The sequence below is a fragment of the Nitrospirillum pindoramense genome, from assembly GCF_007827955.1.
In the GTDB taxonomy this organism is placed as follows: Bacteria; Pseudomonadota; Alphaproteobacteria; order Azospirillales; family Azospirillaceae; genus Nitrospirillum; species Nitrospirillum amazonense_B.
This window is the reverse complement of the sequence record NZ_VITR01000011.1, coordinates 176,668-199,126: the sequence shown is the minus strand read 5'-3', so window position 1 is coordinate 199,126 and position 22,459 is coordinate 176,668. Positions and strand designations below refer to the sequence as shown.

The following is a 22,459-nucleotide window of genomic DNA, read 5'->3' as shown; positions in this document are numbered from 1 at the left end:
GCTGTTCCGTCCTCAAGTCAACGGCCCCCTCGGGGCCCAGGCACCCGCTCTCGATCCTGGCGGGAATTCAGAATTTCTTGACCTCGATGTTGTGCTTGATCAGCGCATAGCCGACCTGGCGCGGCGTCAGGTTCAACAGCCGCGCGGCCTTGGCCTGTACCCATCCGGCCGTCTCCATCGCCTGGAGCAGGCGTTCCCGTTCCGACAAGCCGTCACCCTGCGCCACCGTGCAGGTGCCGGCCTGCGGGCAGCGGCCCTCCCCCTCCTCCGGTGCCGGGGCGGAAGCCGGCGATGCCGGTTGGCGGGGCAGCGGCACCGGGGCCGCCGGGCGCGACATGATCTTGAACGCGCTGCCTGGACCGATGGCGCCCTTCCACAGGGTGGCCGACAGGCATTCGTCATGCCGGCAGGCGAAGTCATCGGCGATGATGCCGGACTCTTTCGACAGGGTGGCCGTCCGGCGCACGCAATTCTCCAGCTCACGGACGTTGCCGGGGAAGTAGCAGCTTTCCAGGACCGCGTAGGCCGAGGAGGTCAGGCTCTTGCGGGTGCCGTGTTCCTCGTTGAAGCGCTTCAGGAACTCGCACGCCAGCAGGTTGATGTCCTCGCGGCGGTCGCGCACCGCCGGCAGGAAGATGGAAACGACGTTGATGCGATAGTAGAGGTCGGCGCGGAACTCACCCCGCGCCACCGCATCCTCCAGGTTCTTGTTGGTGGCGGCCACCAGCCGGACGTCGACCTTCAGGGTGCGGGAGCCGCCCACGCGCTCAAACTCCCCCTCCTGCAGCACACGCAACAGCTTGGCCTGGAAAGAGGCCGAGATCTCCCCGATCTCGTCCAGGAATAGGGTGCCGCCGTGCGCCAGCTCGAAGCGGCCCTTGCGTTGTGTCAGGGCGCCGGTGAAGGCGCCTTTCTCGTGCCCGAACAACTCCGATTCCAGCATGCTTTCCGGAAGGGCGGCGCAATTCAGCTTCACGAACGGGCCGGCGCGGCGGGGCGACAGGTCGTGCGTCGCCCGGGCGAACAGCTCCTTGCCGGTGCCGGATTCCCCGCGCAGCAGCACGGTGGAGTGACTGCGCGCCACGATCTTGATCTTGTCGATGACCGAGCGGATGGCCGGGCTGTTGCCGACAATGCCCTGGGGCCGGGCCTCGCGCTCCACCCGCGCGGTTTCGGACAGCTCCTTTTCCAGGCGCCGCTGCGTGCTCATCAGCCGTTCGCGGTCCCGGCCGATCAGGTCGTGCAACCGCACCGTCTGGCCCACCAGGTTGGCGATCATCACCAGGAAGCGCACGTCCTCATCCAGGCGGAAGGTGGCCTTGCCCTCCCAGGTGCGGTCCAGCGTCAGGGTGCCGATGACCCGGTCCCTTTCCTTGATGGGAACACCGATGAAGGAGATGCGCGAGCCGGCGCCCCATTCCGTGGCGGACCAGTCGTCGAACAGGGGATTGTCGGCCACGTTCTCGACCACGACCGGCATCTGGGTCGTGACGATCTGGCCGATGGCCCGTTCGGGCAGCCGGTCGAAATGGCTCTTGGCGTTCTTTTCCGTCCATCCCAGCCCCACCACCACCTGGGGCGAACCGTCATCCCCCAGCAAGGCGATGATGCCGTGGTGCATCTCCAGGAAGCTGGACAGCAGCGCCAGGACGTTGGAAAGGGTGGTTTCCAGGCGGGCGGGCACCGCCAGGATCTTGGAAATCTCATACACACCGTGCAGCGCTATTTCCGCACGGGAGGAGAAGCCACCAGCACGCGCCCGATCGGCCACCGAAAGGGGTGGAGTGGATGTCGCGGACGCATGAGAGGCGGAACCAGTCATAGGCATCGCACGAATCCTTTCGTGTCTTGGGGTCCGCCAATGCGGCGGCGTGACCCCTGCCAACTGCCAGTCCAGTCAAGTACCTGCCACAAAGCTTCGCAGGCGCAGCACGAGACCGCAAGTGAAATTCACAACCCAAGCCAGCAAAATATAATGTTCAGTTGCCGAACCATTCTCCGCAACCGCATTGATTACATGGACGTTATGTTTACCTGGATATCGCGCGGCCGGGCGAAGAAGGGGGCGGATGTGACTAAAGTATCGGCACCCGCTTTCGCATACGCACCCGCGTTCTGGGGCGTGATGCCACCAGCCGCGGCGATGACCGGCCGCCCGTCGGCGCGACGGGGCAGCCGGTCCACCAGCCGGCGCACCGCCTCGGGCGAAAACTTCTCCAGTTGGATGAGATCGGCATGGGCGGCGGCGGCAAGGGCATCCCCCTCGCTGGTCACCTCCACCATGATCGCGCGCTCCGGCGCCGACCGTTTCAGGCGGGCGATGGCCGCGCCCAGATCGTGGGGCGGCTCCAGGAAGACCCGGTGTTCGGGAAACAGCAGGATGGTGTCGGACAGTCCCAGGCGGTGGATGTCCCCACCGCCGGCCACCACCGCCTTGCACGCCAGTTGGCGGGTATAGGGGACGGATTTGCGGGTACACAGCACGGCGATGGCGGGATTGGCCGCCCGCGCCGCGTCGACGATGGCGCGGGTTTCGCTGGCCACGCCCGACGCCCACTCCATCAGGGTCTGCGCCACCTTCCAGCCGGCATGCAGGGCGGCGGCCGGCCCGGAAACCTCAAGCAGCCGGTCGCCCGGGACGTAACGCCCGCCAGCCGGCACCCTATGATCAATGACGGCCCCCGTGCGGGCCAACAGGCGCGCGGCCTCGTCGACACCGGACAGAACCATGTCCGCCCGGGCCAGGAAGCACATGCGCCCCGGCCGGCCCCCGATGCCCAGGGCACGGGTGGTCAGGTCGCCATAGCGCACATCCTCCTCCAGCAACCGCTCGATGGCCGACTCTGGCAGGGGCCAGGCATCGCCCCAGGAGGAAGCGCCCTCCAGATCCGCCGCCATCAGCCGAACTTGAACAGCACGCCGAACCCACCACGGGGATAGTTCCACTCGACCTCCCCCGTCTTGGCGGTCAGCACCCGGCAGGTGCCGCATTCGACGCAGCCATCCACCACCGCCTCCACCTGCCCCTTGTCGTTCAGGCTGTAGCAGCCGGCGGGGCACAGATGGGTCAGCGCCATCAGCGCCTTGGACGGTTCCGCATGGGGTTTGATCTTGATATGCGGCCGCCCCGCATCCACCAGGTAGCGGTTCTGGAACAGCCGTTCCTCCACCTTCACCGGGGGTGCCTTCGGGGCCGCCCCAACCTCCGTCGTGTTCATCATCGCCAGGACCTCGCCAGTTTGAGGGCGTCGCCGATCAGGCCGGGTAGTGTCCGGCCCTCGCGGAACGATTGGAAAATCTGTTTCTCCTTGGCGCGCTTGTCGACACCGTCCACCCGGAACCAGGTCTGGGCGGCGGCGCTGAGCAGCTTGGGATAAACGCCGAAGAACTGTTTGTTGCGGTGCAGGAAATCCGGGATGCGCCGGTACTTCTTCAGATCCTTCATGACGAAGGTCGCCTCCAGCCGGCGCTGGTATTCGGCCAGGTTGGCCTTGCTCGCCACCTCGCGCCGCCGCTTCAGCCACACCACCGTCTCCCCGGCGACGCGGCCCGTGGTCATGGCGAGGTTGGAGCCCTCGCGGTGGACGGCGTTCACGAACTGCCCGGCATCGCCGACCACGATCCACCCGTCGCCGAACAACTCGGGCATGGCGTTGTAGCCGCCTTCCGGGATCAGATGGGCCGCATACTCCTTGCACTCCGAGCCTTCCAGCAGGGGGCGGACGCTGGGATGGCGCTTGAAAGCCTCCAGCAGGCCATAGGGTGTGCGGCCGCTTTCCGCAAAATCCGACACGATGCAGCCGATGCCGATCGAGATCGATTCCTGGTTGGTGTAGATGAAGCCGGTGCCCGTCATGCCATCGGTGATGGTGCCCATGGCCTCGATCACCGCGCCCTCGTTGCCTTTCAGGTTGAAGCGGCTTTCGATGACCTCGCGCGGCAGGAAGTGCATCTCCTTGACCGCCAGCGCCACCGTCTCCGGCTTCAGCTCCGGCCGCAGGCCGGAGCGCTGCCCCACCAGGCCGTTCACCCCTTCGCCCAGGATGACGACGTCGGCGAAGGCGGTGCCCCCCTCCCGGTCGGTGCGGACGCCGATCACCCGGCCCTGGGTATCGCGCAGCAGCTCCGTCACCGTCGTTTCGCACAGCAGGACGACGCCGGCCTCCCGCACCTTGCCGCTGAACCACTTGTCGAACTGGGCGCGGATGATGGTGTAGCGGTTGGGCCGCTCCTCATTGAAGTCGTCAGAGCGGTAGTGCATGCCGACATAGGACGTGTCGTCCATGGTCCACAGCCGCTGCTCGATCACATGGCGTTCCAGGGGCGCATCTTCGCGGAAGTCGGGGATGATCTTTTCCAGCGCGTCGGCGTAGAGGATGGCGCCCTGCACGTTCTTGGAACCGGGATATTCCCCCCGCTCCAACTGCAAGACCTTCAGCCCTTCCTTGGCCATGGTGTAGGCGGCGGCGTTGCCGGAGGGACCGGCCCCCACCACGATGGCGTCGAACTTTTCCTCAATCATCGCGGGCCTCCTTCAGCCGGCCAGGCGGTTGACGGACAGGTGCGCCTGGAACGCCCGGGTCAGGGCCGGCAGCAGCTCGATGGCGTCGGCGACCACGCCCAGATGGGCGAAGTCGAAGATGGGGGCGTTTGGGTCGCTGTTGATGGCGACGATGGTGTCCGCCCCCTCCACCCCCACGCGGTGCTGAATGGCGCCGGAAATGCCGGCGGCGATGTACAGCTTGGGCCGGATGGTCTTTCCCGTCTGGCCGATCTGGCGGTCGGCGGTGATCCACCCCTTCTGCACCAGCGGGCGCGAGCCGCCGTAGTCACCGCCCAGCACCTCCGCCAACGCCCGGACCAGCTGGAAATTTTCCGCCGAGCGCAGACCCAGGCCACCAGCGACGACGATGTCGGCGTAGGCCAGTTGCGCCTTGTCGCTCTCACGGTCGGCGATGAAGCTCAGCACCTTGGTGACCACGTCGTCTTCCGCGAGGTCCAGCGGGTGTTCGACGATGCGACCCCAGCGCCCCGGTTCCCGCGCCGGCATGGCCATGACGCGCGGGCGCACGGTCGCCATCTGCGGCCGGTAGTTCAGGGTCAGGATGGTGCAGAGCAGGGACCCACCGAAGGTGGGCCGGGTCGCGGCCAACGACCCCTCGTCATCAATGGCCAGTTCGGTGCAGTCGGCCGTCAGGCCGGTCCGCAACGTGGTCGCCACCGAGCCCGCCAGGTCACGCCCCAGGTTGGTCGCCCCCAGCAGCAGGATTTCCGGCTGGTGGGTGTTGACCAGATCGGTCATCGCCCGCGTGTAGGTCTCATTCCGGTAATGCGCCAGGACCGGCGCGGTGACGGTGTAGACCAGGTCGGCGCCGTGCTCGAACGCGGCGGCGGCGGTCTGGGCGGCGGTGAGGCTGTCACCCGACAGCACCACGCCCGCCAACTCGACGCCGCGCTTGTCCGCCAGCTTGCGTCCTTCCCCCAGCAGCTCCAGCGACACCGGATGCACGGCGCCGTGCTCGCATTCGATCACCACCCAGACATGCTTGTAGGCCTTGAACCGTTCCGGCAGTTCGCGCTTGGTGCCCGCCCGTCCACCGGCGGCGGGCTTGGGAGGCTGTGCGTTGGGTGCGTCGCTCATCGTCTTCTACTCCCTAGGGGGCTGGCCGAGGCTCATCTGGGGCTCACTGCCCGGCGGCGAACCGCAACAGGTCTTCTTCCAGGGCCGGCTGGGTCTGGAAAATCGCGGCCATGACATCGGCCGCCAGCTCATCGGCCGATCGGTCGATGGTGGGCACCTGGCGTACCTGTTCCGCCCGGCCCTGGGGGGCGAACACCTTCTTCACGATGGTGGGGGAGCCCTTGAGACCACAGGAGGCCAGGTCGGTGATGCCGGCGTCGGCCGCACTCCACCGCACCACTTGGGCGCGGGCGGCGCGATAGGCGTCGTCCAGGCCGCCCCGGCGGATCTCGTTCACGCCCTCCAGCATGGTGATCAGCACCGGCAGGCGGGTTTGCAGGACCTGCAGCCCCCCCTCCGCCCGTCGTTCCACCGTGATGGTGCCGGCGGCGGGGTCCAGGTCGGCAATGCGGGCGACGTAGGTCAACTGGTTCAGGCCCAAGCGCTTGGCGATGCCGGGGCCCACCTGGGCCGTGTCGCCGTCAATGGTCTGCTTTCCGGTGAACACGATGGGCGGCACCCCGAACTCCCGCCCCACCTTGTCCAGCGCCGCGGCCAGGGCGAAGCTGGTGGCCAGCGTGTCCGAGCCTGCGAACGCCCGGTCGGTCAGCAGGACGGCGCGGTCGGCGCCGAAGGTCAGCGCCTTGCGCAGCGAATCCTCCGCCATGGGCGGCCCCATGGTCAGCACCGTCACCTCGCCCCCCAGGCGGTCGCGCAGGCGCAAGGCCTCTTCCAGCGCGAACAGGTCATAGGGGTTGATGATGGTGGGCACCCCCTGGCGCATGATGGTGTTGGTCACGGGATGGACCCGGATCTGCGCGCTGTCGGGAACTTGCTTCATGCAGACGACGATGTGCATCTCGTGTTCCTTCCCTAACGATCCTCTGGCCCTAACGATCCCGTGGATCATATCCATTACTAGGCAAGGGGCGTGCCAGCCGACATAACTCTCTAACCCATTGATTTAAAACCACCACCAGCGGCTACACGTTCTTAGCGTCTTCACTTTGTCGGATAGCCGACACGACCTGTCGCGTCCCCTGCGCGCACCGTCACGGGGCCTTGGCCCCCTCCAGCGCCGCCAGCGGCACGAAGGGCCTGGCCGCCGGCGGCTTGGGCGCCACCGCGTCGCGGTGCACCTTGAACAGCCGCTCGGCGATGGGGGTGGAGGCGACGAAATCCTGATAGGCCTGTTCCAGATGGCCCCGGCACAGGGCGCGGATTTCAGTGTCGTCCAGGCCGGTGAACGCGTCCTCGACCTCGCTGCCCCGCAGGTATTGGCCCATGCGCCGCAGGATGTGCAGGCGCGCGACGCGGACCACCGCCGCGTCGAACGGTACCTCCAGGAACGTGAAGAAATCCTCGGCCGACGACAGCCGCGACAACTCATCCAAGACGCCCATGGTCCCTGTCCTCCGCTTCGGGTTCGTACAACAGCGCGGCCAGCCGGCCCTGGGTATGGGCCAGGCGCGCTTCCAGAAAGGCGATACGGTCCAGCATCAGGGTCAGCGCCTCGCCCACCGGATCGGGGATCAAATGGTGGTCCAGGTCGATCCGCCCTGCGGTGCGCCGCCGGACACGCGGGTCGCGCACCACCCGGCCGGGAATGCCGACCACGGTCATTTCCGGCGGCACATCCTCGACCACCACGGAATTGGCGCCGATGCGGGCGCCGGCCCCCACCTCAATAGGCCCCAGCACCTTGGCGCCGGCCCCGATCAACACCCCCGACCCGATGGTGGGATGGCGCTTGCCCGGCGACCAGCTGGTTCCGCCCAGGGTGACCCCGTGATAGAGGGTCACGTCGTCCCCCACCTCGGCCGTCTCCCCGATCACCACGCCGGCGCCGTGGTCGATGAAAAAGCGCCGGCCGATGCGGGCGCCTGGGTGGATGTCCACGTTGGTCACCAGCCGCGCGAACCAGGACAGCACGCGGGCGGGAAAACGCAGGCCCCGGCGCCACAGCCGATGGGCCACCCGGTGGTGGATGACGGCATGAAGCCCGGGATAGGTCAGCAGGATCTCCACCTTGTGGCGGGCGGCCGGGTCGCGCGCCTTAACGCAGGCGATGTCCTCACCCACCACGCCCCATAATCCCGGTTCCCCCGCCATCGCCGCCTCCCGTCATCGCGGTCAATCGCCAGCCGCCTCGTAGAACTTCAGCAGTTCGCCCTCATTGATGGGGCGCTTCCAGGCCACGGCGCAGTTGCGCACCTCATCCAGGACGCGGCGGGCACGGCCTTCATCGGGGGAAAGGCCCAGCGATTTGAGGGCATTGTTGATGGCCGCCATCCCTGAATGCTTGCCCAGGACGATGGACCGCACGCGGCCGAACCACGCGGGGTCCAGCGCCTCATAAGTTTCGGGATCGCGCAGCAGGCCGGAGACATGGATGCCGGACTCATGGGCGAAGACGGCGGACCCGACGATGGACTTGGCCACCGGGATGGGCCGGCCGGCGGCGGCCGCCACCAGTTCGGCCAGGCCCGTCAGTTGGGTGAGATCCACGCCCGTATGACGCCCGGCGATAGGCCCCAAGGCCGCCACCACCTCCTCCAAGGCCGCGTTGCCCGCCCGCTCGCCCAAGCCCAGGACGCAGACGCTGGCGTGGGTGGCGCCGCCGCGCACGGCGGCCAGGGTGTTGGCGGTGGCCAGGCCCAGATCGTCATGGCCGTGGAATTCCAGCTCCAGGTCCGTTTCCGCGCAGAGCTGGCGGAAAATCTCGTGGGTGCGGAAGGGGTCCAGGATGCCGACCGTGTCGGCGAAGCGGAAACGATGGGCGCCGGCCTCCTCCGCCGCGGCGACGACGCGCAGCAGGAAATCCATGTCGGCCCGGCTGGAATCCTCACCCCCCAGGGCCACGGCCAAACCCCGGTCGCGGGCATAGGACACGACGCGGCGGATGCGGGGAATGATGTCCTGTCGGCTGACCTGCAACTTAACCCGGATCTGGCGGTCGGACACGGGGATGGACAGGTTGACCCGCGACAGGCCGGTGCGCAGGGCGGCATCGACGTCAGCCTCCGTCAGGCGGCACCAGGCGATGGCCGCCGACCGTTCCAGGGAGGTGCCCACGGCGGCCATGGCCTCGATCTCCGCCGGCCCCATGGCGGGGATGCCGGCCTCGATCTCATCCACGCCGGCCGCCTCCAGCTTGCGGGCGATGGCCACCTTTTCCGCCACGGTGAAGGCGACGCCGGGCGCCTGTTCGCCGTCGCGCAACGTGCTGTCGTTGATGACGATGGGCGGTGCTTTCAGCATGCTGCGTCTCCTTTTGGGGGGATGGTCAGGCGAAGGTGGGAACCCGGTCCCGCCACAGGGGCGATTGGGTGCGCAGGCGGCCGACGATGTCGGGCAGGACATCCAGAACCCGGTCGATGTCGGCGCCGCCCGTGTCACGGGACAGCGAAAAGCGGATGGCGCCCCGGATGGCGCCGACGGGCACGCGCATGGCCCGCAGCACATGCGACGGCTCCATGGTGCCCGACGCGCAGGCGGAGCCGGAGGACGCCGCGATCCCGGCCCGGTCCAGCATCAGCAGCAGCGCATCGGCATCCACATAATCGAAGGCGATGCAGGCCGTATTGGCCAGGCGGTGGTCCAGGTCGCCCAGGACATGGCAATGGCCGATGCGGGACAGCACGCCCTGTTCCAGCCGGTCGCGCAGGTCCTCGATCCAGCCCCGCTCCGTCTCCAGGTAGCGCGCCGCGAGGTCGGCGGCCGCCCCCAGGCCGACGATGCCGGGCACATTCTCCGTGCCGCCGCGCCGCCCGCGCTCCTGCCGGCCGCCGCGCATCAGGGGGCGGAAGGGCACACCCTTGCGCACATAAAGCGCGCCGATGCCCTTGGGGCCATGCAGCTTGTGTCCCGACAGCGACAGCATGTCGATCTCGGTATCCCGCAGCCGCATGGGCACGCGGCCCACGGCCTGCACGGCATCGGTATGGAACAGGGCGCCGGCGGCGTGGGCCTGGCGGGCCAGGGCCGCCACCGGGAACAGCGTGCCCGTCTCGTTATTCGCCCACATGATTGAAACCAGGGCCGTGCGCGGCCCCAGCGCCCGCTCGAAATCGTCCAGGTCCAGCCGGCCCTCGCCATCCACGCCCACGGTGTGCACCGTGACGCCGCGCGTCTTTTCCAGGTGGGCGGCCAGCGCCAGGACGGCCGGGTGTTCCACCGCCGTCGTCACGATCTCGGTTCGGCCGGGCTGGCTGTCCAGGGCGGAGAGGATGGCGGTGTTGTTGGACTCCGTCCCCCCAGACGTGAAGACGACCTCATGGTCATGGGCCGCCCCCAGCAGGGACTGCACCTGCCGCCGCGCCAGCCGGACGCCCTCCGCCGCCGTCGCTCCGAAGGCATGGGAGGAGGAGGGGTTGCCATACCGCTCCGTGAACCAGGGCAGCATGGCCGCAATCACCTCCGCATCCGTGGCGGTCGTCGCGTTGTTGTCGAGGTAGACGGGGCTCATGGGCTGGTTTCCCCCTGCCGGTTCAGTGCGGGCCCGGCGCGCGGCCCAGGACGGGCACCAGGCGGACGAAGGTCCCCAGGCGCTCCACCACCCGCGCCTGGATGCCCTCCAGCGTCGCGCTGCTGAGGCGGCACATGACACAGGCCCCGGTCAGCCGGACGCGCACGACGTCGCCATCGACCTCCAGCAGCTCACAATCCCCGCCGTCCCGTTGCAGGCCGGGGCGAATTTCCGCGATGGCGGCGCGGATGACCTGGACGCGGTGGTCTTCCACACCGTCCGGCACCGCGCGGTCGATCGTCTGTTCCTCAAGCGCGGGGATCAGCATGGCCAGTCCCCCTCAACCGAAAGACTTGCCGCAGCCGCACGCGGACTTGGCATTGGGGTTGTCGAAGGTGAAGCCCGAGCCTTCCAGCGCCACCACGAAGTCGATGGTGGTGCCGTCCAGCAGCTCATGGCTCTTGGTGTCGACGAAGACCTTCACGCCGTCGTGGTCGATGACGGTATCTTCCGGTTCCGCGGCACCGGTCAGGCCCATGCTGTATTTGTAGCCGGCGCACCCGCCGGCATCGACGCTGATGCGCAACCCGCCGGCGGGGTTCGCGGCGCCGGCGATGGCGCTGCGGACGGCGTTCAAGGCACTGGGGGTCAAGTTGATCATGGGGCACCTGCCAGGATGGGTGGATGGGTGACCCCCTTCCCTTGGCAAGGCGCGTGCCATTGCCCAATTCGTTGGAAAACCTGGCGCTTTCCCTCAAGCGCTGTTGCGTTCACGTCCCAAATGTCGGGTTTGCGACAGGGGCGTTTGCTGCAATGGGCGGGGTCGCCATCCCGAAAAGCCCCATAAAAACAGGCGGCCGGTGCCCGTAAGGCCGACCGGCAAAGCGTTTGCAAAGAGGACCGGCGAGGTCCCGCCCGGGGCCGTTCCTTTGATGCATTCCCCGCAGGAGCCTGCCCGATGACGACGCTTGAGAACACCGCCCTGGCCCGCCTGGCCCAGGAAGACCGCCTGATGAACGCCGTGCTGAAGGCGCCGACGACCAAGCCTGGCCGCTTCGGCTTTCGTGGCGACATCGCCCTGAAGTTCCAGCCGCACATCGCCGATGAAAAGCGCCCGCCCGACTACAAGCTGGAACAGGTGCTGACGTACGCCCAGGAAGGGGAAGCCACCCTGCCCGTCCTGGCCGGCTACGTGCATTCCTTCGCCTATCTCAAGGACGTGTCGGAGGTGTTGGCCGGCCTGCTGCGGCCCAGCGGCAAGTACTTCATCTTCTGCAACAACATCGACCTGCTGGCCGGCTATACGGTGACCCTGGACGGCATCGCCTTCATCGTTCTGCCCTGCGACGAATCCACCGTGTGGAAGGAGATGATGGACCTGATGGGCATCGACAAGAACGACCTCAAGAAACTGGACACCGCCGGCAAGCTGGATGTCCTGCTGGACATCGCCCTGCGCTTCGACGGGCGCTATCCGGCCTTGAGCTATGAGGACGGGGTGGCGCGCATGCTGCCGGTCAAGAACCGCAACGAGAACCGGCCGGTTTGACGGCCCTTTGGCCCTTCACCCACGGGCCGGCCACCGGGGCCGCGTCGCCCAAAGCGAGTTGCCCCGACAGCCCAACTGGCAACGTTTTTCAATTATTAATTGCCGTCTTGCCCCTTTCATTTCTCCGCTGCCATGCTAATGGTTTGCAACTTATAAGCTATATGGCCCACACGGAGGCAGCCGGTGGCGACCAGGCGGTGCATTTGGGGCCCTGGTACTCAGCGGCTGACATAAAATTCTGGGGAATATTGCCATGGCCGCATTCAAAATTATGCTTTTGCTCGCCGCTGTGATGACCGCCTCTGTCGGGCAGGCCGCAGATGAACCTGCCAAACCTGCCCAGTGCACGGTCGATACCGAGCAAATGATGCAACTGGAACCCAAGGCGTTCGATCAGGACATGAATGGGGGCTGGCGAACGCTGGCATACCAAGACGGCTGTAAGAAAGCGGCCACCGACTTGATCAAGACCTACATCGACCGTAATTGGCAAAAGCTGGAACCGGGCAGCCTACACGCCCTGTACTGGCATGCAGGTCAAATGGAAGCCTTGGTGGGTGATTACCGTGCCGCCAAGCCGTTGATGATGGCGGGCGTCAATCCCGACAAGAGGGGGATGGAACTGGGTTTCTATGAATACGCCTTGGGAACCATCGCCTTTCTGAACAGGGATTTGGCGGGGCTGAAGGCGGCACGGCGACGTCTGGCCGCTTTGCCGGAACCGGCCTGGTTTGAGGAGGAGTTCAGGGACACGGGGCTAAAATGGCCCGCCAACCTCAGTGTGCTCGACGGGCTGATCCGATGCTTCAACTCACCCTATGCCGTCGCTTATGGGGATCAATGCCCCAAGGGGAACAAGGCCCAGCACCGCTAAGCCGGCTTCACGGCCGATCCTAAACCCCTTCCGCCTCGCAGGGCGGCAGGTCGCCGTCCAATTCCTCATCCTCCACCAGCGTGACGCCGGTGACGCAGATGTCCCCATCCTCGACGGACAGCGTCACCGGCTGAAGGGCCGCACCTCGGCAGGGGCCGTCCACGCACAGTCCGGAGCCCAGGTCGAACAGGGCGCCATGCTTGCCGCACATCAGCCGCGTGCCGTCCGGGTCCAGGAACTGGTTGCGTTCCCAATCCAAGGGCACGCCGTTGTGCGGGCAGCGGTTGACGTAGCCCACCACCTGCCGGCCCCAGCGGATGACGATGACGCCCCAGGGCCGGTGCCCCCCGTCGTCATCGACGCGCAACAGCTGAAAGCCCCGGGCCTTGCGGCTGGGGATGTCGTCCAGGCGGCACAGGACGTAGGTGGCGGACATGGGCATGCGCCTCGCGCGACGGGTCAGGGGATGGGGGCCGGCCGGCCGGAGCGGAGGTGGGCCATCATGGCCTCGCCATCCTCCGCCCCGAAGCAATGGTCAAAGTCATCGCACTCGGTACAAACGGGGGCGGTGCACAGGGTGAAGCCCTCCGACCGGCAGATCATGCGGAACAGGAACTTCTTCCATTTCATGTCCTGGCTGTTGCGGCGGGCGAGGCCACCGAAGTGGCGCCGCATCAGGGACGACAGCTCGCCCCGGTCACGCAGGCCCAGATCCTGCCACAGGTGGTTGGGGCGGCTGCACCGTCGGGCGATCATGGCCGCCAGGTCGCGCTGCAGCGGGGTGCCGCCGTCTGCATACATCCACAGCAGGTCGCGCACCGCCTGCTCATCCTCCTCCAGCGCGGCGGGGCCGTCCGCCAGCGCGGCCATACCGGCCCAGGCGTCGGGGAACAGGCGCAGGGCCAGACCCTCAAGGGCGGCGCCGTCCAGGCCGGCGCAGAGCGGCAAAGAACCCCGCCCGGCCGCCGCCTCGGCCCAGGCCAGCGACAGGATGGCGGCGGCGACGTGCAGATCGAAGGGATCGGCCTCCCCCCCGGCCCGGTCCATCAGCCAGCGATAACAGGCGTCGGCGCTGCGCATCGGCTTCCCCCCTCCTCAGGCGGCATCCGCGGCGAGGGGCGCGTGGGTCTGGCAGTTCGCGGGACAGACCCGGGCGCAGGCGCGACAGCCGACGCAGGCCCCGGCATCGTCCATGACCATGACCTTCTTTTCGATCTCGTCATCCTCATCGTCATTGTCGAGATCGACCAGGTCCCCCTCCTCGGTCAGGCCCTTCAGGGCCATCACCCCACGGCCGCAGACCTTGAAGCAGCGGCCGCACCCAATGCAGCGCTTGGCATCAATGGCGATCAGGAAGTCCGGCTGCCAGGGCCGGCCATCGCGGGTCAGCGAAGACATGGGAGTAGTCTCCTTCTAGGGGGCGACGGAAAACTGGGCGCCAGCGGCGGAGCTGGCTTCCAAGGTCTTCAGGTCGGCGCGCTTGCGCTCCAGCTCGGCGAAGGCGTCGTGGGCGCGCTGCGCCACCGCCAGGATGGAGGTCCAGTTGACGGGCAGCTCCTCCGACAGGTCGTGCAGGTCCATCTTGGCCTGCATGGCGCGGGCCGACTGCTTCTTGATCTCGCCCTTCAGGGCCTCGACATCGCTCATGGCCTCACTCCCCGCGCTCAATACCGGGCGACATCGGGAAAGCGCCCGATCATGTCCACGCCCGCCTGGACGTACTTCGCCCCCTCCTCCGCCAGCTTGGCCAAGCTGTCGAAGCCGAAGCGGTGGACGTCGCGCAATTGCTTGTTCACCACCACCAGCCGGCCACCGATCAGCACCAGGCGGCCGAAGCCCTCATGGCTCATCTTCAGCATGGGGGACACCATGACGCCGGTGGCCTGCTCGATGCTGAGCGCCACGGCGTTGAAGAACAGCTCCAGCCGCCAGATGGTCTCGGGATCCGGGTCACCCAGGATGGGCAGTTGCCGGCGCTTCTCCCGGTCCACGATATAGGGGTCCAGCAGGGCCAGGTCGGTCTTGCCCTCCCAGGCGCCGTGGGTGTCCTGGGCGCGCCAGATCATGACCAACTGGCGGATGAAGGGGCTTTGCGCCGCCGCCGCCACCTCGGGCGATACGGTGGGCGGCAGGTCCAACACGTCAGACATGATGCTCAATCCTCAAAGTCCAGGATGCGGGGCGCCCCTTTGGCCATGGCCTTGCGCAGCCAGGGCGGCGGCGTGCCGTTCAGCACGGCGCGCAACCGCTCCAGCAGGTCCTCGATCGGTTCCGGCTGGGTGACCTTCATGGGGTGGATGTTGTTGGCGACGACGCGGGCGGCGCCGGACCCGCCGATGGCGGCGACATAAAGGATGGCGCAATCCTTGATCGCCTCGATCTTGGGCGCCAGCTTGTCCTCGTTGCCGTCCTCGCGCAGGTCGCCGTCGAACTCCACCGCCTCCAGCAGGCGATGGCCGTCGGGTTCCAATTCATAAATGGCGATGTGGCGGGCCCAGCCGAAATGGGCGTCGACCCGTTTCATGTCCTGCGTGGCGAAAGCGACCTTCATGCGGCTTCCCCTTCTGATTTAAGGCTGTCCCCGTCCACCACCCGCCATGTGTCGGGCGTGGCCTCGTGATGCAGTTCGGCGTCGGCCATCACCAGGTTGCTGAGCGCGAAGATCAAATCCCGCGTCCCGCGATAGCCCACCGAAACCAGGTGCCCGGCCCCCAGCCGGTCGAACAGGGGCAGGCCCATGCGGAAGAAGGGAATGCCCAGGCGGGTGGCCGCCTGGCGCCCATGCGAATGGGTGATCAGCAGGTCGCAATCCCGCTCCCGCGCCCGGCGCTCCAGATCCTCCAGATCGCCGATCAGCACCTCATCCGTCTCGACCCCGGCCAGCACGGGGGAGTGGGTGGTGGTGACGGCGGCCGTGATGTGGGCGCCCATGCCGTGCAACATGCCGCCCATGTCGGCCAAAAGATCAGGCTCGGCCCCGATGGCGACCTTGCGTCCGCCGATGTGGAAATGGCCGTCCAGCATGGCGTCGACCAGTTGCCCGCGCTGCCGCCGGTACTTCACCGGCACCGGCCGTCCACTGATCTCCGCCAGGAACATCATGAAGGCATCGGCGGCCTCCAGCCCAGACAGGCGCGGGAACAGGCGGAAGGGAACGCCCGCGCGCTCCTGCAACGCCTCCGCCGCCGGCCGCATCTGTTCGCCGATGGCGATGGCCCAGGACGACGCGCCCAGGCCCGCGACCTCATCCACGCCGATGCCGCCGATGGTGGTGGGGGTGAAATCCTCGGGAATATGGCCATCCAGGGAACCGGCCAGGTCGGGCAGGAAACTGGGCCTGAGGCCGAAATCCTCCAGGATGGTGCGCAGTTCATCCAGGTCGCCGGGGGTCATGTGACAGCCGGGCAGGACGGTGACCCGGCCCGGGTCCCGCGCGATGCCGGGCGGCGGCGGGGACACCAGTTCCCGCACCATCCGCGTCACGGCCTTGGCCCAGCCATCCTGGAACGCGTCCTTGAAATCAGGGGTGGAGACATAGACCAGCGGCAGGTCCGCCACCTCCGGGTGCCGCTCCCGCACCAGCCGGATATAGCCCTCGACATCGTCGCCCTTGGTTTCGGTGACCCCGGTGGAGCAGATGCCGATGATCTCCGGCTTGGTGCGCTTGTGGATGTTCAGGATGGCCTGTTCGACGTTGTCGTAGCCGCCCAGCACGGTGGCGACCTCGCTCATGGCCGTCGTCTGCAGGGGGATGGCCTCCTTGAAGTGGCGGACGAACAGCACCAGCCCGAAGGAGGTGCAGCCCTGCGACCCGTGCAGCAGGGGCATGGCGCCACGCAGGCCCATGAAGGCAAGGGCGGCGCCGATGGGCTGGCTCATCTTCAGCGGGTTGACCGTGCAGGCCTTCTTGACGTGGGTGACCGTCGCCATGGCGTCTACTCCGCCGCCAGGGCCGGCAGGGCGGCCAGCACATCTTCCACCCGGCTGGCGCAGGCGCCGCAGCCGGTGGCGGCGGTGGTGTGCCGCCGCACCTCATCCAGGCTGGACAGGCCATGCGCGCGGACCGCGTCCTCGATGGTGCCCAGGTCCACGCCCTTGCAGGCGCAGACGCCCGCGGCTCGCCGCGCCTGTTCCGCCTTTCCGGGGTCGGCGGCCTCAGCGGCCAGGGCGGCGTCAGCGCGGGCCTGCCAGGTGTCGGCCGGATCGTCCCAGGGGGCCGGGCGGCGCACCTGCGCCCACACCGGGTTGAACAGGGTGCGGGCGATCTCCTCCACCAGCTTCACCATGCCGACATAGCCCATGTAGGCATGGTGGCGTTCCTGGTTGATGTCCAGCCAGGGCATGGCCGCCTTCAGCGCCACGAACTGCGACCGGCCGCCCGACAGCATGATGTCCGCCTTGGCATCCTTCAGCAGGCGGTACATCTCGCGCGGGGTCATGTCCTCGATCATGTGCGCGTCCTGGCCCAGCAGCTCCTTGATGCGCTCCTTGTCCTCCTTGGTGGACTTCTTGACGCTGGTGCCGGCCAGTTCCAGGCCAGCCTCCTGCAAGGCGGCCACCACGGACCAGGACTTCACGCCGCCGGTGATCAGCAGCACCTTCTTGCCCTGGAAGCGCGGCTTGAACGGCGCGATGGCCGCCCAGGCCCGCGCCTCCTCCCGCGCGATCAGCGCCTCCGTCCGGTCCAGCAGGTCGGCCGGGGCGCCCCGGTCGACCAGCAGCCGGGCGATTTGGCGCAGGCTGTCGCTGGTGTCGCCGATGCCATAGAAGGACCCCTCGAAAAAGGGGATGCCGTAGCGTTCCTCCATCTTGCGGGCCACGTTGATCATGGCCTTGGAACACACCATCATCGCCGCCCGCGCCCGGTGGGAATAGGCCACCTCGCGGTAGCGCCCGTCGCCGGAAATGCAGGACAGGATGCGGATGCCCAGTTCATCCAGCAGCGGCTTCACCTGCCACAGCTCGCCCGACAGGTTGTACTCACCGATGATGTTGATGTCGTAGGGCGTGGTCTCGTCCGGCTCCTCCGTCCCGATGACGTGCTCCAGAAGGGCCTCGCCCGCCAGCTTGTTACCCAGGTTCTTGGGCCCGACGAAGCCGGGCGAATTGATGGGAATGACCGGCTTGCCGAACTTCTCCCGCGCCGCCTTGCACACGGCGTTGATGTCGTCGCCGGTCATGGCCGGGATACAGGTCTGATAAACGAAGACCGCCGGCGGGTCATACTTCTCGATGATTTCACGGATGGCCTTGTACAGCCGCTTCTCCCCACCGAAGACGATGTCCGTCTCGTTCATGTCGGTGGTGAAGCCGGTGCGCCACAGCGTGGGGCCGGACGATTTGGCACCGCGGTTATCCCAGGAATTGCCCTCGCAGGCGATGGGCCCGTGGACCAGGTGGGCCACGTCGGTCAGGGGTTGCAGCGCGATCTTGGCCCCGTCGAAGGCGCAGCCGCCCGCCGCCCCGCCCGGCTGCAACTGCTTGGTGCAGCCCTTCTTGCGATCGGCCGCCGACTTGGTGGCGTTCTTGGCGCAAGCGGGCTCGTTGAAGACGTCCTGGATGGTGGCCGACAGCGAACTCATTTCCGGGGTTCCTCACCTGAACGGGTCAAGAAGCGCCGCGCCGCCGGGCCCCTTCGGTTTCCCATCGGGGCTGGCGGCGCGGCCAGGACGCGAGCGCCTTGGGGAGACGCCACGGAGAGGCCAAGTCCGCCGTCAGCGGATGATGTCGAAGCTGTAGTCGGTCTTCGACGGGACGTTGGTGTTGCTGTCGATCTCGTCGAAAATCTTGTCCAGGATGGTCACCAGCACGTTCAGCCCGCCCTGATAGCCCCACACCGGGAAACGATGGTGGTGGTGCCGGTCGAAGATGGGGAAGCCGAGGCGGATCAGCGGCGTGCCCGTGTCGCGCTCCAGGTACTTGCCGTAGGTGTTGCCGATCAGGAAATCCACCGGCTCCGTGAACAGCAGGGAGCGCAGGTGCCACAGGTCGCGGCCGGGATAGACGTGGCAGTTCTTCCCGAAGGGCGAACTGTCGAACAGCGCCTGCACCTTCTCCGCCCAGGCCTTGTTGCCGTTGGTGGCCAGCACGTGGGTCGGCTCCGCCCCCAGTTCCAGCAGGAAGGCGGCCAGGCCCAGGCACAGGTCGGGGTCGCCGTAGATGGCGAACTTCTTGCCGTGGATGTGGGCGCTGGAGTCCGCCATGGCGTCCACCAGGCGTCCACGCTCCCGCTCCAGCTCCGCCGGGATTTCGACGCCGGTCAGGCGCGCCAGCGCCATCAGGAAGCGGTCGGTGCCGGCCACACCCACGGGATGGTTGAACGACACCACCTCCTGCCCATGCCCAGCGATGAAGGGCAGGGTCTTTTCGGTGCAGTACTCCTGCATGGAAACGGTGGCCGTGGCGTGGACGGCGTCCGCCGCCTCGGCCAGGGTGGTGCCGCCGTCATACATGCGGAACTCGCCATCGGTGGGCGTGTCCCACACGTCGCTGGTGTCGCCCAAAATGGTGTAGCCGATGCCCATCAGGCCGAAGATGCGCTTGATTTCCCGCAGGTTGCCGACGGTGTAGCCGTCGAAGCCGCCGATGAAGTTGATCTTGCCGTTGGGGGCGCGTTCCAGCTTGGGCGCGGTGCCGGCCTTGCCGTCCCAGAAATGTTCCAGGATGCCCTTCAGGGCGTTGTCATAGCCGGTGACGTGGCTGCCGACGAAGGCCGGCGTGTGGGCGAAGGGCACGTCGAACTCGGCCGGAACCGAGCCCTTTTCCTTGGCGGTCTTGATGAAGGCGTTCAGGTCGTCGCCGATCACCTCCGCCATGCAGGTGGTGGAGACGGCGATCATCTTGGGCTTGTACATGGAATAGGTGTTGGCCAGCCCGTCGATCATGTTGTTCAGGCCGCCGAACACCGCCGCGTCCTCCGTCATGGAGGAGGAGACGCAGGACGTCGGCTCCTTGAAATGGCGCGAGAAATGGCTGCGGTAATAGGCGACGCAGCCTTGCGAGCCGTGGACGAAGGGCAACGTGCCCTCGAACCCCACCGCCGCGAAGACGGCGCCCAGCGGCTGGCAGGCCTTGGCCGGATTGATGGTCAACGCCTCACGGGCGAAGTTCTTTTCCTGGTATTCGGGCGTCTTGGCCCATTCCCGCACCCGCTCCACCTCCGCCGGGTCGCGGCGGTTCTCGAACTGCTGGCGTTTGTTGACCAGCATCTCCTGGTATTCGGGGCCACGGAACAGCTCGAAATGATCGAGCACGTGTTCGGCACTCTGCGTCATGATGGAAACCTCTCCGAAAACATCGCCCGGGGATGGATGCCGCCCCGGCAGGGAATCCCGGGGGCGCCGCCGCTGGGGCGCCCCGGGGCGTCATCCGCCTTACTCAGCAGCCAGCAGCTTCGGCTGCGCGGCGCCCTTCCAGGGTGCCTTGGCCATCTTCCAGACGGGGGCGTTGATGGCCATGTCCATATCGCGCGCGAAGATGGCGAAACCGTCATAGCCGTGATAGGGGCCGGAATAGTCCCAGGAATGCATCTGGCGGAAGGGCACGCCCATCTTCTGGAAGACGTACTTTTCCTTGATGCCGGACCCGACCAGGTCAGGCTGGATGCGTTCCACGAACTTCTCGAACTCGTAGCCGGTCACGTCGTCGTAGATCAGCGTGCCGTCCTTGACGTAGTGCTGGGCCGTGCGCTGGTAGTCGTCGTTGTGGCCGAACTCATAGCCCGTGCCCACGACCTCCATGCCCAAATCCTCATAGGCGCCGATGACGTGGCGGGGGCGCAAGCCACCGACGAACAGCATCACCGTCTTGCCTTCCAGGCGCGGGCGGTATTTGGCGATGACGGCGTCCATCAGCGCCTGATACTTGGCGATGACCCGCTCCGCCCCTTCTTTGATCTTGTCGTCGAAATAACTGGCGATGCGGCGCAGGGATTCCGCGATCTTGCTGGGACCGAAGAAATTGTATTCGCACCACGGAATGCCGTACTTCTCTTCCATGTGGCGCGAGATGTAGTTCATCGAGCGGTAGCAGTGCAGGACGTTCAGCTTGGCCTTGGGCGTCGCCTCCAGCTCGGCCAGGGTGCCGTCGCCCGACCATTGGGCAATGACCCTCAGCCCCATCTCCTCTAGCAGGATGCGGGAGGACCAGGCGTCGCCGCCGATGTTGTAATCGCCGATGATGGCGACGTCGTAGGGGCCGGGCACGAAGCCCGCCGGCGCGTCCTTGCCCTCCGCCTTGTCGAACACCCAGTCGCGGATGGCGTCATTGGCGATATGGTGGCCCAAGGACTGGGACACGCCGCGGAACCCCTCGCAGCGGACGGGGACGATGGTCTTGCCCTCGTATTCCTTGGACTTGTTCTTCGACACCGCCTCGATATCGTCCCCGATCAGGCCGATGGGGCATTCCGACTGGATGCTGATGCCGTTGTTCAGCGGGAACAGCTCCTGGATTTCATCGATGATCTTGGACAGCTTCTTGTCGCCGCCAAAGACAATGTCCTTTTCCTGGAAGTCGGACGTGAACTGCATGGTCACGAAGGTGTCGATCCCGGTCGTGCCGATGTAGTAGTTGCGGCGCGCGGCCCAGGAATACTGGCCGCAGCCCACCGGGCCGTGGCTGATGTGGATCATGTCCTTGATCGGGCCCCAGACCACGCCCTTGGACCCGGCATAGGCGCAGCCACGGATGGTCATGACGCCTGGAATGGACTTGAGGTTGGACTTCACGCCGCAATCGGACTTGCCGGCCTCATGCACGTTCAGGTGCTTGGCGCGGCGCTTGGCGGTCTTCTCCGGGTAAACCTGCAAGACCTCGGCGATCAGTTCCTTGTTGCGTTCCTTGATCTCGGCAACGCTTTCCGTCTCCGACATACTCATTTCGCTGTCCTCATGTTTCCCGGGGATGATGGCCTGCCGGGACCCGCCCGGCCCCCATGCGGGGGGACCGGGCGGCACCGGCGGCCGTTGCCGATCAGGCCAGTTCCAGCTGGGCGGCGGTCTTGCCGACCATGCTCTCGTCCACGGCCTTCATGATCCCGTGCTCCATCAGCATGTCCTCAAGCTCGTCCATGGTGATGGGGGTGGGGATGACGCCCTTGCCGGCGTTGTTGTGGATGCGGGTGGCCAGGTTGCGGTAGTGGGCGGCCTGGGCGCTTTCCGGGGCGTATTCCAGCACCGTCATGCGGCGCAGTTCCGCGTGTTGCACGATGTTGTCGCGGGGCACGAAGTAGATGAGCTGGGTGCCCAGCTTCTTGGCCAGGTTCTCCGCCAGCTCCAGCTCCTTGTCGGTCTGGCGCTCGTTGCAGATCAGACCGCCCAGGCGCACGCCGCCGGACATGGCGTATTTCAGAATGCCCTTGGAGATGTTGTTGGCCGCGTACATGGCCATCATCTCGCCGGACATGACGATGTAGATTTCCTGGGCCTTGTTCTCGCGGATGGGCATGGCGAAGCCGCCGCACACAACGTCGCCCAGCACGTCATAGGAAACGTAGTCGATATCCTCATAGGCGCCGTTCTCCTCCAGGAAATTGATGGAGGTGATGACGCCGCGACCGGCGCAGCCGACGCCCGGTTCCGGCCCGCCGGATTCCACGCAGCGGATGTCCTGGAAACCGACCTTCATGACATCCTCGATCTCCAGATCCTCCACGCTGCCGGCGGCGGCGGCCAGGCTGAGGATGGTGTCCTGGGCCTTGGCGTGCAGGATCAGGCGGGTGGAATCCGCCTTGGGATCGCAGCCGACGATCAGGATGCGGTGGCCCATTTCAGCCAGGGCCGCCAGGGTGTTCTGGGAGGTGGTGGACTTGCCGATACCACCCTTGCCGTAAAACGCGATTTGACGCAGAGCCGACATTCAAGGTCTCCTTGAACCGATTGTTGAGCC

At 66.7% G+C, this 22,459-nt stretch carries 25 protein-coding genes; 2 read left to right on the top strand and 23 right to left on the bottom strand.

Annotation, left to right across the window (positions count from 1 at the left end):
- Positions 1-67: 67 nt before the first annotated feature.
- From nifA to FBZ90_RS18935, 12 genes are all read right to left on the bottom strand, one after another.
- Complete coding sequence (gene nifA / locus FBZ90_RS18990) at positions 68-1,828, bottom strand: nif-specific transcriptional activator NifA (protein WP_211102171.1); 1,761 nt, start codon at positions 1,826-1,828, stop codon at positions 68-70.
- Between the two features lie 185 nt (positions 1,829-2,013).
- Entirely contained in the window at positions 2,014-2,898 is an 885-nt protein-coding gene (gene modD, locus FBZ90_RS18985) for a ModD protein (RefSeq protein ID WP_145734547.1), read from the bottom strand.
- Positions 2,898-3,221: a ferredoxin family protein gene (locus FBZ90_RS18980; protein WP_416211179.1), complete on the bottom strand. Its 324-nt coding sequence runs from the start codon at positions 3,219-3,221 to the stop codon at positions 2,898-2,900. Before FBZ90_RS18980 ends, modD begins: the two co-directional genes overlap by 1 nt.
- A complete protein-coding gene (locus FBZ90_RS18975; RefSeq protein ID WP_145734546.1) occupies positions 3,218-4,522 on the bottom strand; it encodes an FAD-dependent oxidoreductase in 1,305 nt (434 codons plus the stop codon). The genes FBZ90_RS18980 and FBZ90_RS18975 overlap by 4 nt, the downstream gene beginning before the upstream one ends.
- Positions 4,523-4,534: 12 nt before the next feature.
- Positions 4,535-5,641 carry an electron transfer flavoprotein subunit alpha/FixB family protein gene (locus FBZ90_RS18970; RefSeq protein WP_145734545.1) on the bottom strand — a complete coding sequence of 369 codons (1,107 nt, stop codon included), beginning with the start codon at positions 5,639-5,641 and terminating at the stop codon, positions 4,535-4,537.
- 43 nt (positions 5,642-5,684) lie between these two features.
- Positions 5,685-6,539 (bottom strand): electron transfer flavoprotein subunit beta/FixA family protein, encoded by an 855-nt coding sequence (locus tag FBZ90_RS18965; RefSeq protein ID WP_145734544.1) that lies wholly within the window; start codon positions 6,537-6,539, stop codon positions 5,685-5,687.
- A gap of 193 nt (positions 6,540-6,732) precedes the next feature.
- On the bottom strand, positions 6,733-7,083 hold the full coding sequence (gene nifW / locus FBZ90_RS18960) for a nitrogenase stabilizing/protective protein NifW (RefSeq protein ID WP_145734543.1): 351 nt from the start codon (positions 7,081-7,083) through the stop codon (positions 6,733-6,735).
- Positions 7,067-7,792, bottom strand: a complete 726-nt coding sequence (cysE, locus tag FBZ90_RS18955; RefSeq protein WP_186455915.1) for a serine O-acetyltransferase — start codon at positions 7,790-7,792, stop codon at positions 7,067-7,069. The genes nifW and cysE overlap by 17 nt, the downstream gene beginning before the upstream one ends.
- 21 nt (positions 7,793-7,813) lie before the next feature.
- Entirely contained in the window at positions 7,814-8,941 is a 1,128-nt protein-coding gene (gene nifV, locus FBZ90_RS18950) for a homocitrate synthase (protein ID WP_145734542.1), read from the bottom strand.
- Between the two features lie 25 nt (positions 8,942-8,966).
- A complete protein-coding gene (gene nifS / locus FBZ90_RS18945; protein WP_145734541.1) occupies positions 8,967-10,148 on the bottom strand; it encodes a cysteine desulfurase NifS in 1,182 nt (393 codons plus the stop codon).
- 22 nt (positions 10,149-10,170) lie between these two features.
- Entirely contained in the window at positions 10,171-10,476 is a 306-nt protein-coding gene (locus FBZ90_RS18940) for a NifU family protein (RefSeq protein ID WP_211102169.1), read from the bottom strand.
- 12 nt (positions 10,477-10,488) lie between these two features.
- Positions 10,489-10,809 carry a HesB/IscA family protein gene (locus FBZ90_RS18935; RefSeq protein ID WP_145734540.1) on the bottom strand — a complete coding sequence of 107 codons (321 nt, stop codon included), beginning with the start codon at positions 10,807-10,809 and terminating at the stop codon, positions 10,489-10,491.
- Between the two features lie 297 nt (positions 10,810-11,106).
- Here FBZ90_RS18935 and FBZ90_RS18930 point away from each other — a divergent pair, with 297 nt between their 5' ends.
- Both FBZ90_RS18930 and FBZ90_RS18925 read left to right on the top strand, forming a co-directional pair.
- Complete coding sequence (locus FBZ90_RS18930) at positions 11,107-11,697, top strand: hypothetical protein (RefSeq protein WP_145734539.1); 591 nt, start codon at positions 11,107-11,109, stop codon at positions 11,695-11,697.
- 253 nt (positions 11,698-11,950) lie between these two features.
- Positions 11,951-12,571, top strand: a complete 621-nt coding sequence (locus tag FBZ90_RS18925; protein ID WP_211102167.1) for a hypothetical protein — start codon at positions 11,951-11,953, stop codon at positions 12,569-12,571.
- Positions 12,572-12,590: 19 nt separating this feature from the next.
- Here the strand turns inward: FBZ90_RS18925 and FBZ90_RS18920 are convergent, their stop codons facing one another.
- From FBZ90_RS18920 to nifH, 11 genes are all read right to left on the bottom strand, one after another.
- On the bottom strand, positions 12,591-13,007 hold the full coding sequence (locus FBZ90_RS18920; protein WP_145734538.1) for a Rieske (2Fe-2S) protein: 417 nt from the start codon (positions 13,005-13,007) through the stop codon (positions 12,591-12,593).
- A gap of 23 nt (positions 13,008-13,030) precedes the next feature.
- Positions 13,031-13,651, bottom strand: coding sequence for a nitrogen fixation protein NifQ (locus FBZ90_RS18915; RefSeq protein WP_145734537.1), 621 nt, complete (start codon positions 13,649-13,651; stop codon positions 13,031-13,033).
- Between the two features lie 15 nt (positions 13,652-13,666).
- Positions 13,667-13,969 (bottom strand): ferredoxin III, nif-specific, encoded by a 303-nt coding sequence (gene fdxB, locus FBZ90_RS18910; RefSeq protein ID WP_145734536.1) that lies wholly within the window; start codon positions 13,967-13,969, stop codon positions 13,667-13,669.
- A gap of 15 nt (positions 13,970-13,984) precedes the next feature.
- On the bottom strand, positions 13,985-14,218 hold the full coding sequence (locus FBZ90_RS18905; protein WP_145734535.1) for a CCE_0567 family metalloprotein: 234 nt from the start codon (positions 14,216-14,218) through the stop codon (positions 13,985-13,987).
- Between the two features lie 17 nt (positions 14,219-14,235).
- Positions 14,236-14,721 (bottom strand): NifX-associated nitrogen fixation protein, encoded by a 486-nt coding sequence (locus tag FBZ90_RS18900; protein ID WP_211102165.1) that lies wholly within the window; start codon positions 14,719-14,721, stop codon positions 14,236-14,238.
- Positions 14,722-14,726: 5 nt separating this feature from the next.
- The gene (nifX, locus tag FBZ90_RS18895) at positions 14,727-15,122 is read right to left on the bottom strand and encodes a nitrogen fixation protein NifX (RefSeq protein ID WP_145734534.1); all 396 of its coding nucleotides are present in this window, start codon (positions 15,120-15,122) and stop codon (positions 14,727-14,729) included.
- Entirely contained in the window at positions 15,119-16,501 is a 1,383-nt protein-coding gene (gene nifN / locus FBZ90_RS18890) for a nitrogenase iron-molybdenum cofactor biosynthesis protein NifN (protein ID WP_145734533.1), read from the bottom strand. Before nifN ends, nifX begins: the two co-directional genes overlap by 4 nt.
- 5 nt (positions 16,502-16,506) lie before the next feature.
- Positions 16,507-18,153, bottom strand: coding sequence for a nitrogenase iron-molybdenum cofactor biosynthesis protein NifE (gene nifE / locus FBZ90_RS18885; protein WP_145734532.1), 1,647 nt, complete (start codon positions 18,151-18,153; stop codon positions 16,507-16,509).
- A 132-nt stretch (positions 18,154-18,285) separates the two neighbouring features.
- Entirely contained in the window at positions 18,286-19,845 is a 1,560-nt protein-coding gene (gene nifK, locus FBZ90_RS18880) for a nitrogenase molybdenum-iron protein subunit beta (protein ID WP_145734531.1), read from the bottom strand.
- A gap of 99 nt (positions 19,846-19,944) precedes the next feature.
- Positions 19,945-21,450 carry a nitrogenase molybdenum-iron protein alpha chain gene (gene nifD / locus FBZ90_RS18875; protein WP_145734530.1) on the bottom strand — a complete coding sequence of 502 codons (1,506 nt, stop codon included), beginning with the start codon at positions 21,448-21,450 and terminating at the stop codon, positions 19,945-19,947.
- A gap of 94 nt (positions 21,451-21,544) precedes the next feature.
- Positions 21,545-22,429 (bottom strand): nitrogenase iron protein, encoded by an 885-nt coding sequence (nifH, locus tag FBZ90_RS18870; protein WP_145734529.1) that lies wholly within the window; start codon positions 22,427-22,429, stop codon positions 21,545-21,547.
- Between the last annotated feature and the right edge of the window lie 30 nt (positions 22,430-22,459).

Excerpts from the sequence above, each read along its gene's own strand:
- nifA (WP_211102171.1), bottom strand. The coding sequence starts at position 1,828 with ATGCCTATGACTGGTTCCGCCTCTCATGCGTCCGCGACATCCACTCCA.
- modD (WP_145734547.1), bottom strand. The coding sequence starts at position 2,898 with ATGGCGGCGGATCTGGAGGGCGCTTCCTCCTGGGGCGATGCCTGGCCC.
- FBZ90_RS18980 (WP_416211179.1), bottom strand. The coding sequence starts at position 3,221 with ATGATGAACACGACGGAGGTTGGGGCGGCCCCGAAGGCACCCCCGGTG.
- FBZ90_RS18975 (WP_145734546.1), bottom strand. The coding sequence starts at position 4,522 with ATGATTGAGGAAAAGTTCGACGCCATCGTGGTGGGGGCCGGTCCCTCC.
- FBZ90_RS18970 (WP_145734545.1), bottom strand. The coding sequence starts at position 5,641 with ATGAGCGACGCACCCAACGCACAGCCTCCCAAGCCCGCCGCCGGTGGA.
- FBZ90_RS18965 (WP_145734544.1), bottom strand. The coding sequence starts at position 6,539 with ATGCACATCGTCGTCTGCATGAAGCAAGTTCCCGACAGCGCGCAGATC.
- nifW (WP_145734543.1), bottom strand. The coding sequence starts at position 7,083 with ATGGGCGTCTTGGATGAGTTGTCGCGGCTGTCGTCGGCCGAGGATTTC.
- cysE (WP_186455915.1), bottom strand. The coding sequence starts at position 7,792 with ATGGCGGGGGAACCGGGATTATGGGGCGTGGTGGGTGAGGACATCGCC.
- nifV (WP_145734542.1), bottom strand. The coding sequence starts at position 8,941 with ATGCTGAAAGCACCGCCCATCGTCATCAACGACAGCACGTTGCGCGAC.
- nifS (WP_145734541.1), bottom strand. The coding sequence starts at position 10,148 with ATGAGCCCCGTCTACCTCGACAACAACGCGACGACCGCCACGGATGCG.
- FBZ90_RS18940 (WP_211102169.1), bottom strand. The coding sequence starts at position 10,476 with ATGCTGATCCCCGCGCTTGAGGAACAGACGATCGACCGCGCGGTGCCG.
- FBZ90_RS18935 (WP_145734540.1), bottom strand. The coding sequence starts at position 10,809 with ATGATCAACTTGACCCCCAGTGCCTTGAACGCCGTCCGCAGCGCCATC.
- FBZ90_RS18930 (WP_145734539.1), top strand. The coding sequence starts at position 11,107 with ATGACGACGCTTGAGAACACCGCCCTGGCCCGCCTGGCCCAGGAAGAC.
- FBZ90_RS18925 (WP_211102167.1), top strand. The coding sequence starts at position 11,951 with ATGGCCGCATTCAAAATTATGCTTTTGCTCGCCGCTGTGATGACCGCC.
- FBZ90_RS18920 (WP_145734538.1), bottom strand. The coding sequence starts at position 13,007 with ATGTCCGCCACCTACGTCCTGTGCCGCCTGGACGACATCCCCAGCCGC.
- FBZ90_RS18915 (WP_145734537.1), bottom strand. The coding sequence starts at position 13,651 with ATGCGCAGCGCCGACGCCTGTTATCGCTGGCTGATGGACCGGGCCGGG.
- fdxB (WP_145734536.1), bottom strand. The coding sequence starts at position 13,969 with ATGTCTTCGCTGACCCGCGATGGCCGGCCCTGGCAGCCGGACTTCCTG.
- FBZ90_RS18905 (WP_145734535.1), bottom strand. The coding sequence starts at position 14,218 with ATGAGCGATGTCGAGGCCCTGAAGGGCGAGATCAAGAAGCAGTCGGCC.
- FBZ90_RS18900 (WP_211102165.1), bottom strand. The coding sequence starts at position 14,721 with ATGTCTGACGTGTTGGACCTGCCGCCCACCGTATCGCCCGAGGTGGCG.
- nifX (WP_145734534.1), bottom strand. The coding sequence starts at position 15,122 with ATGAAGGTCGCTTTCGCCACGCAGGACATGAAACGGGTCGACGCCCAT.
- nifN (WP_145734533.1), bottom strand. The coding sequence starts at position 16,501 with ATGGCGACGGTCACCCACGTCAAGAAGGCCTGCACGGTCAACCCGCTG.
- nifE (WP_145734532.1), bottom strand. The coding sequence starts at position 18,153 with ATGAGTTCGCTGTCGGCCACCATCCAGGACGTCTTCAACGAGCCCGCT.
- nifK (WP_145734531.1), bottom strand. The coding sequence starts at position 19,845 with ATGACGCAGAGTGCCGAACACGTGCTCGATCATTTCGAGCTGTTCCGT.
- nifD (WP_145734530.1), bottom strand. The coding sequence starts at position 21,450 with ATGAGTATGTCGGAGACGGAAAGCGTTGCCGAGATCAAGGAACGCAAC.
- nifH (WP_145734529.1), bottom strand. The coding sequence starts at position 22,429 with ATGTCGGCTCTGCGTCAAATCGCGTTTTACGGCAAGGGTGGTATCGGC.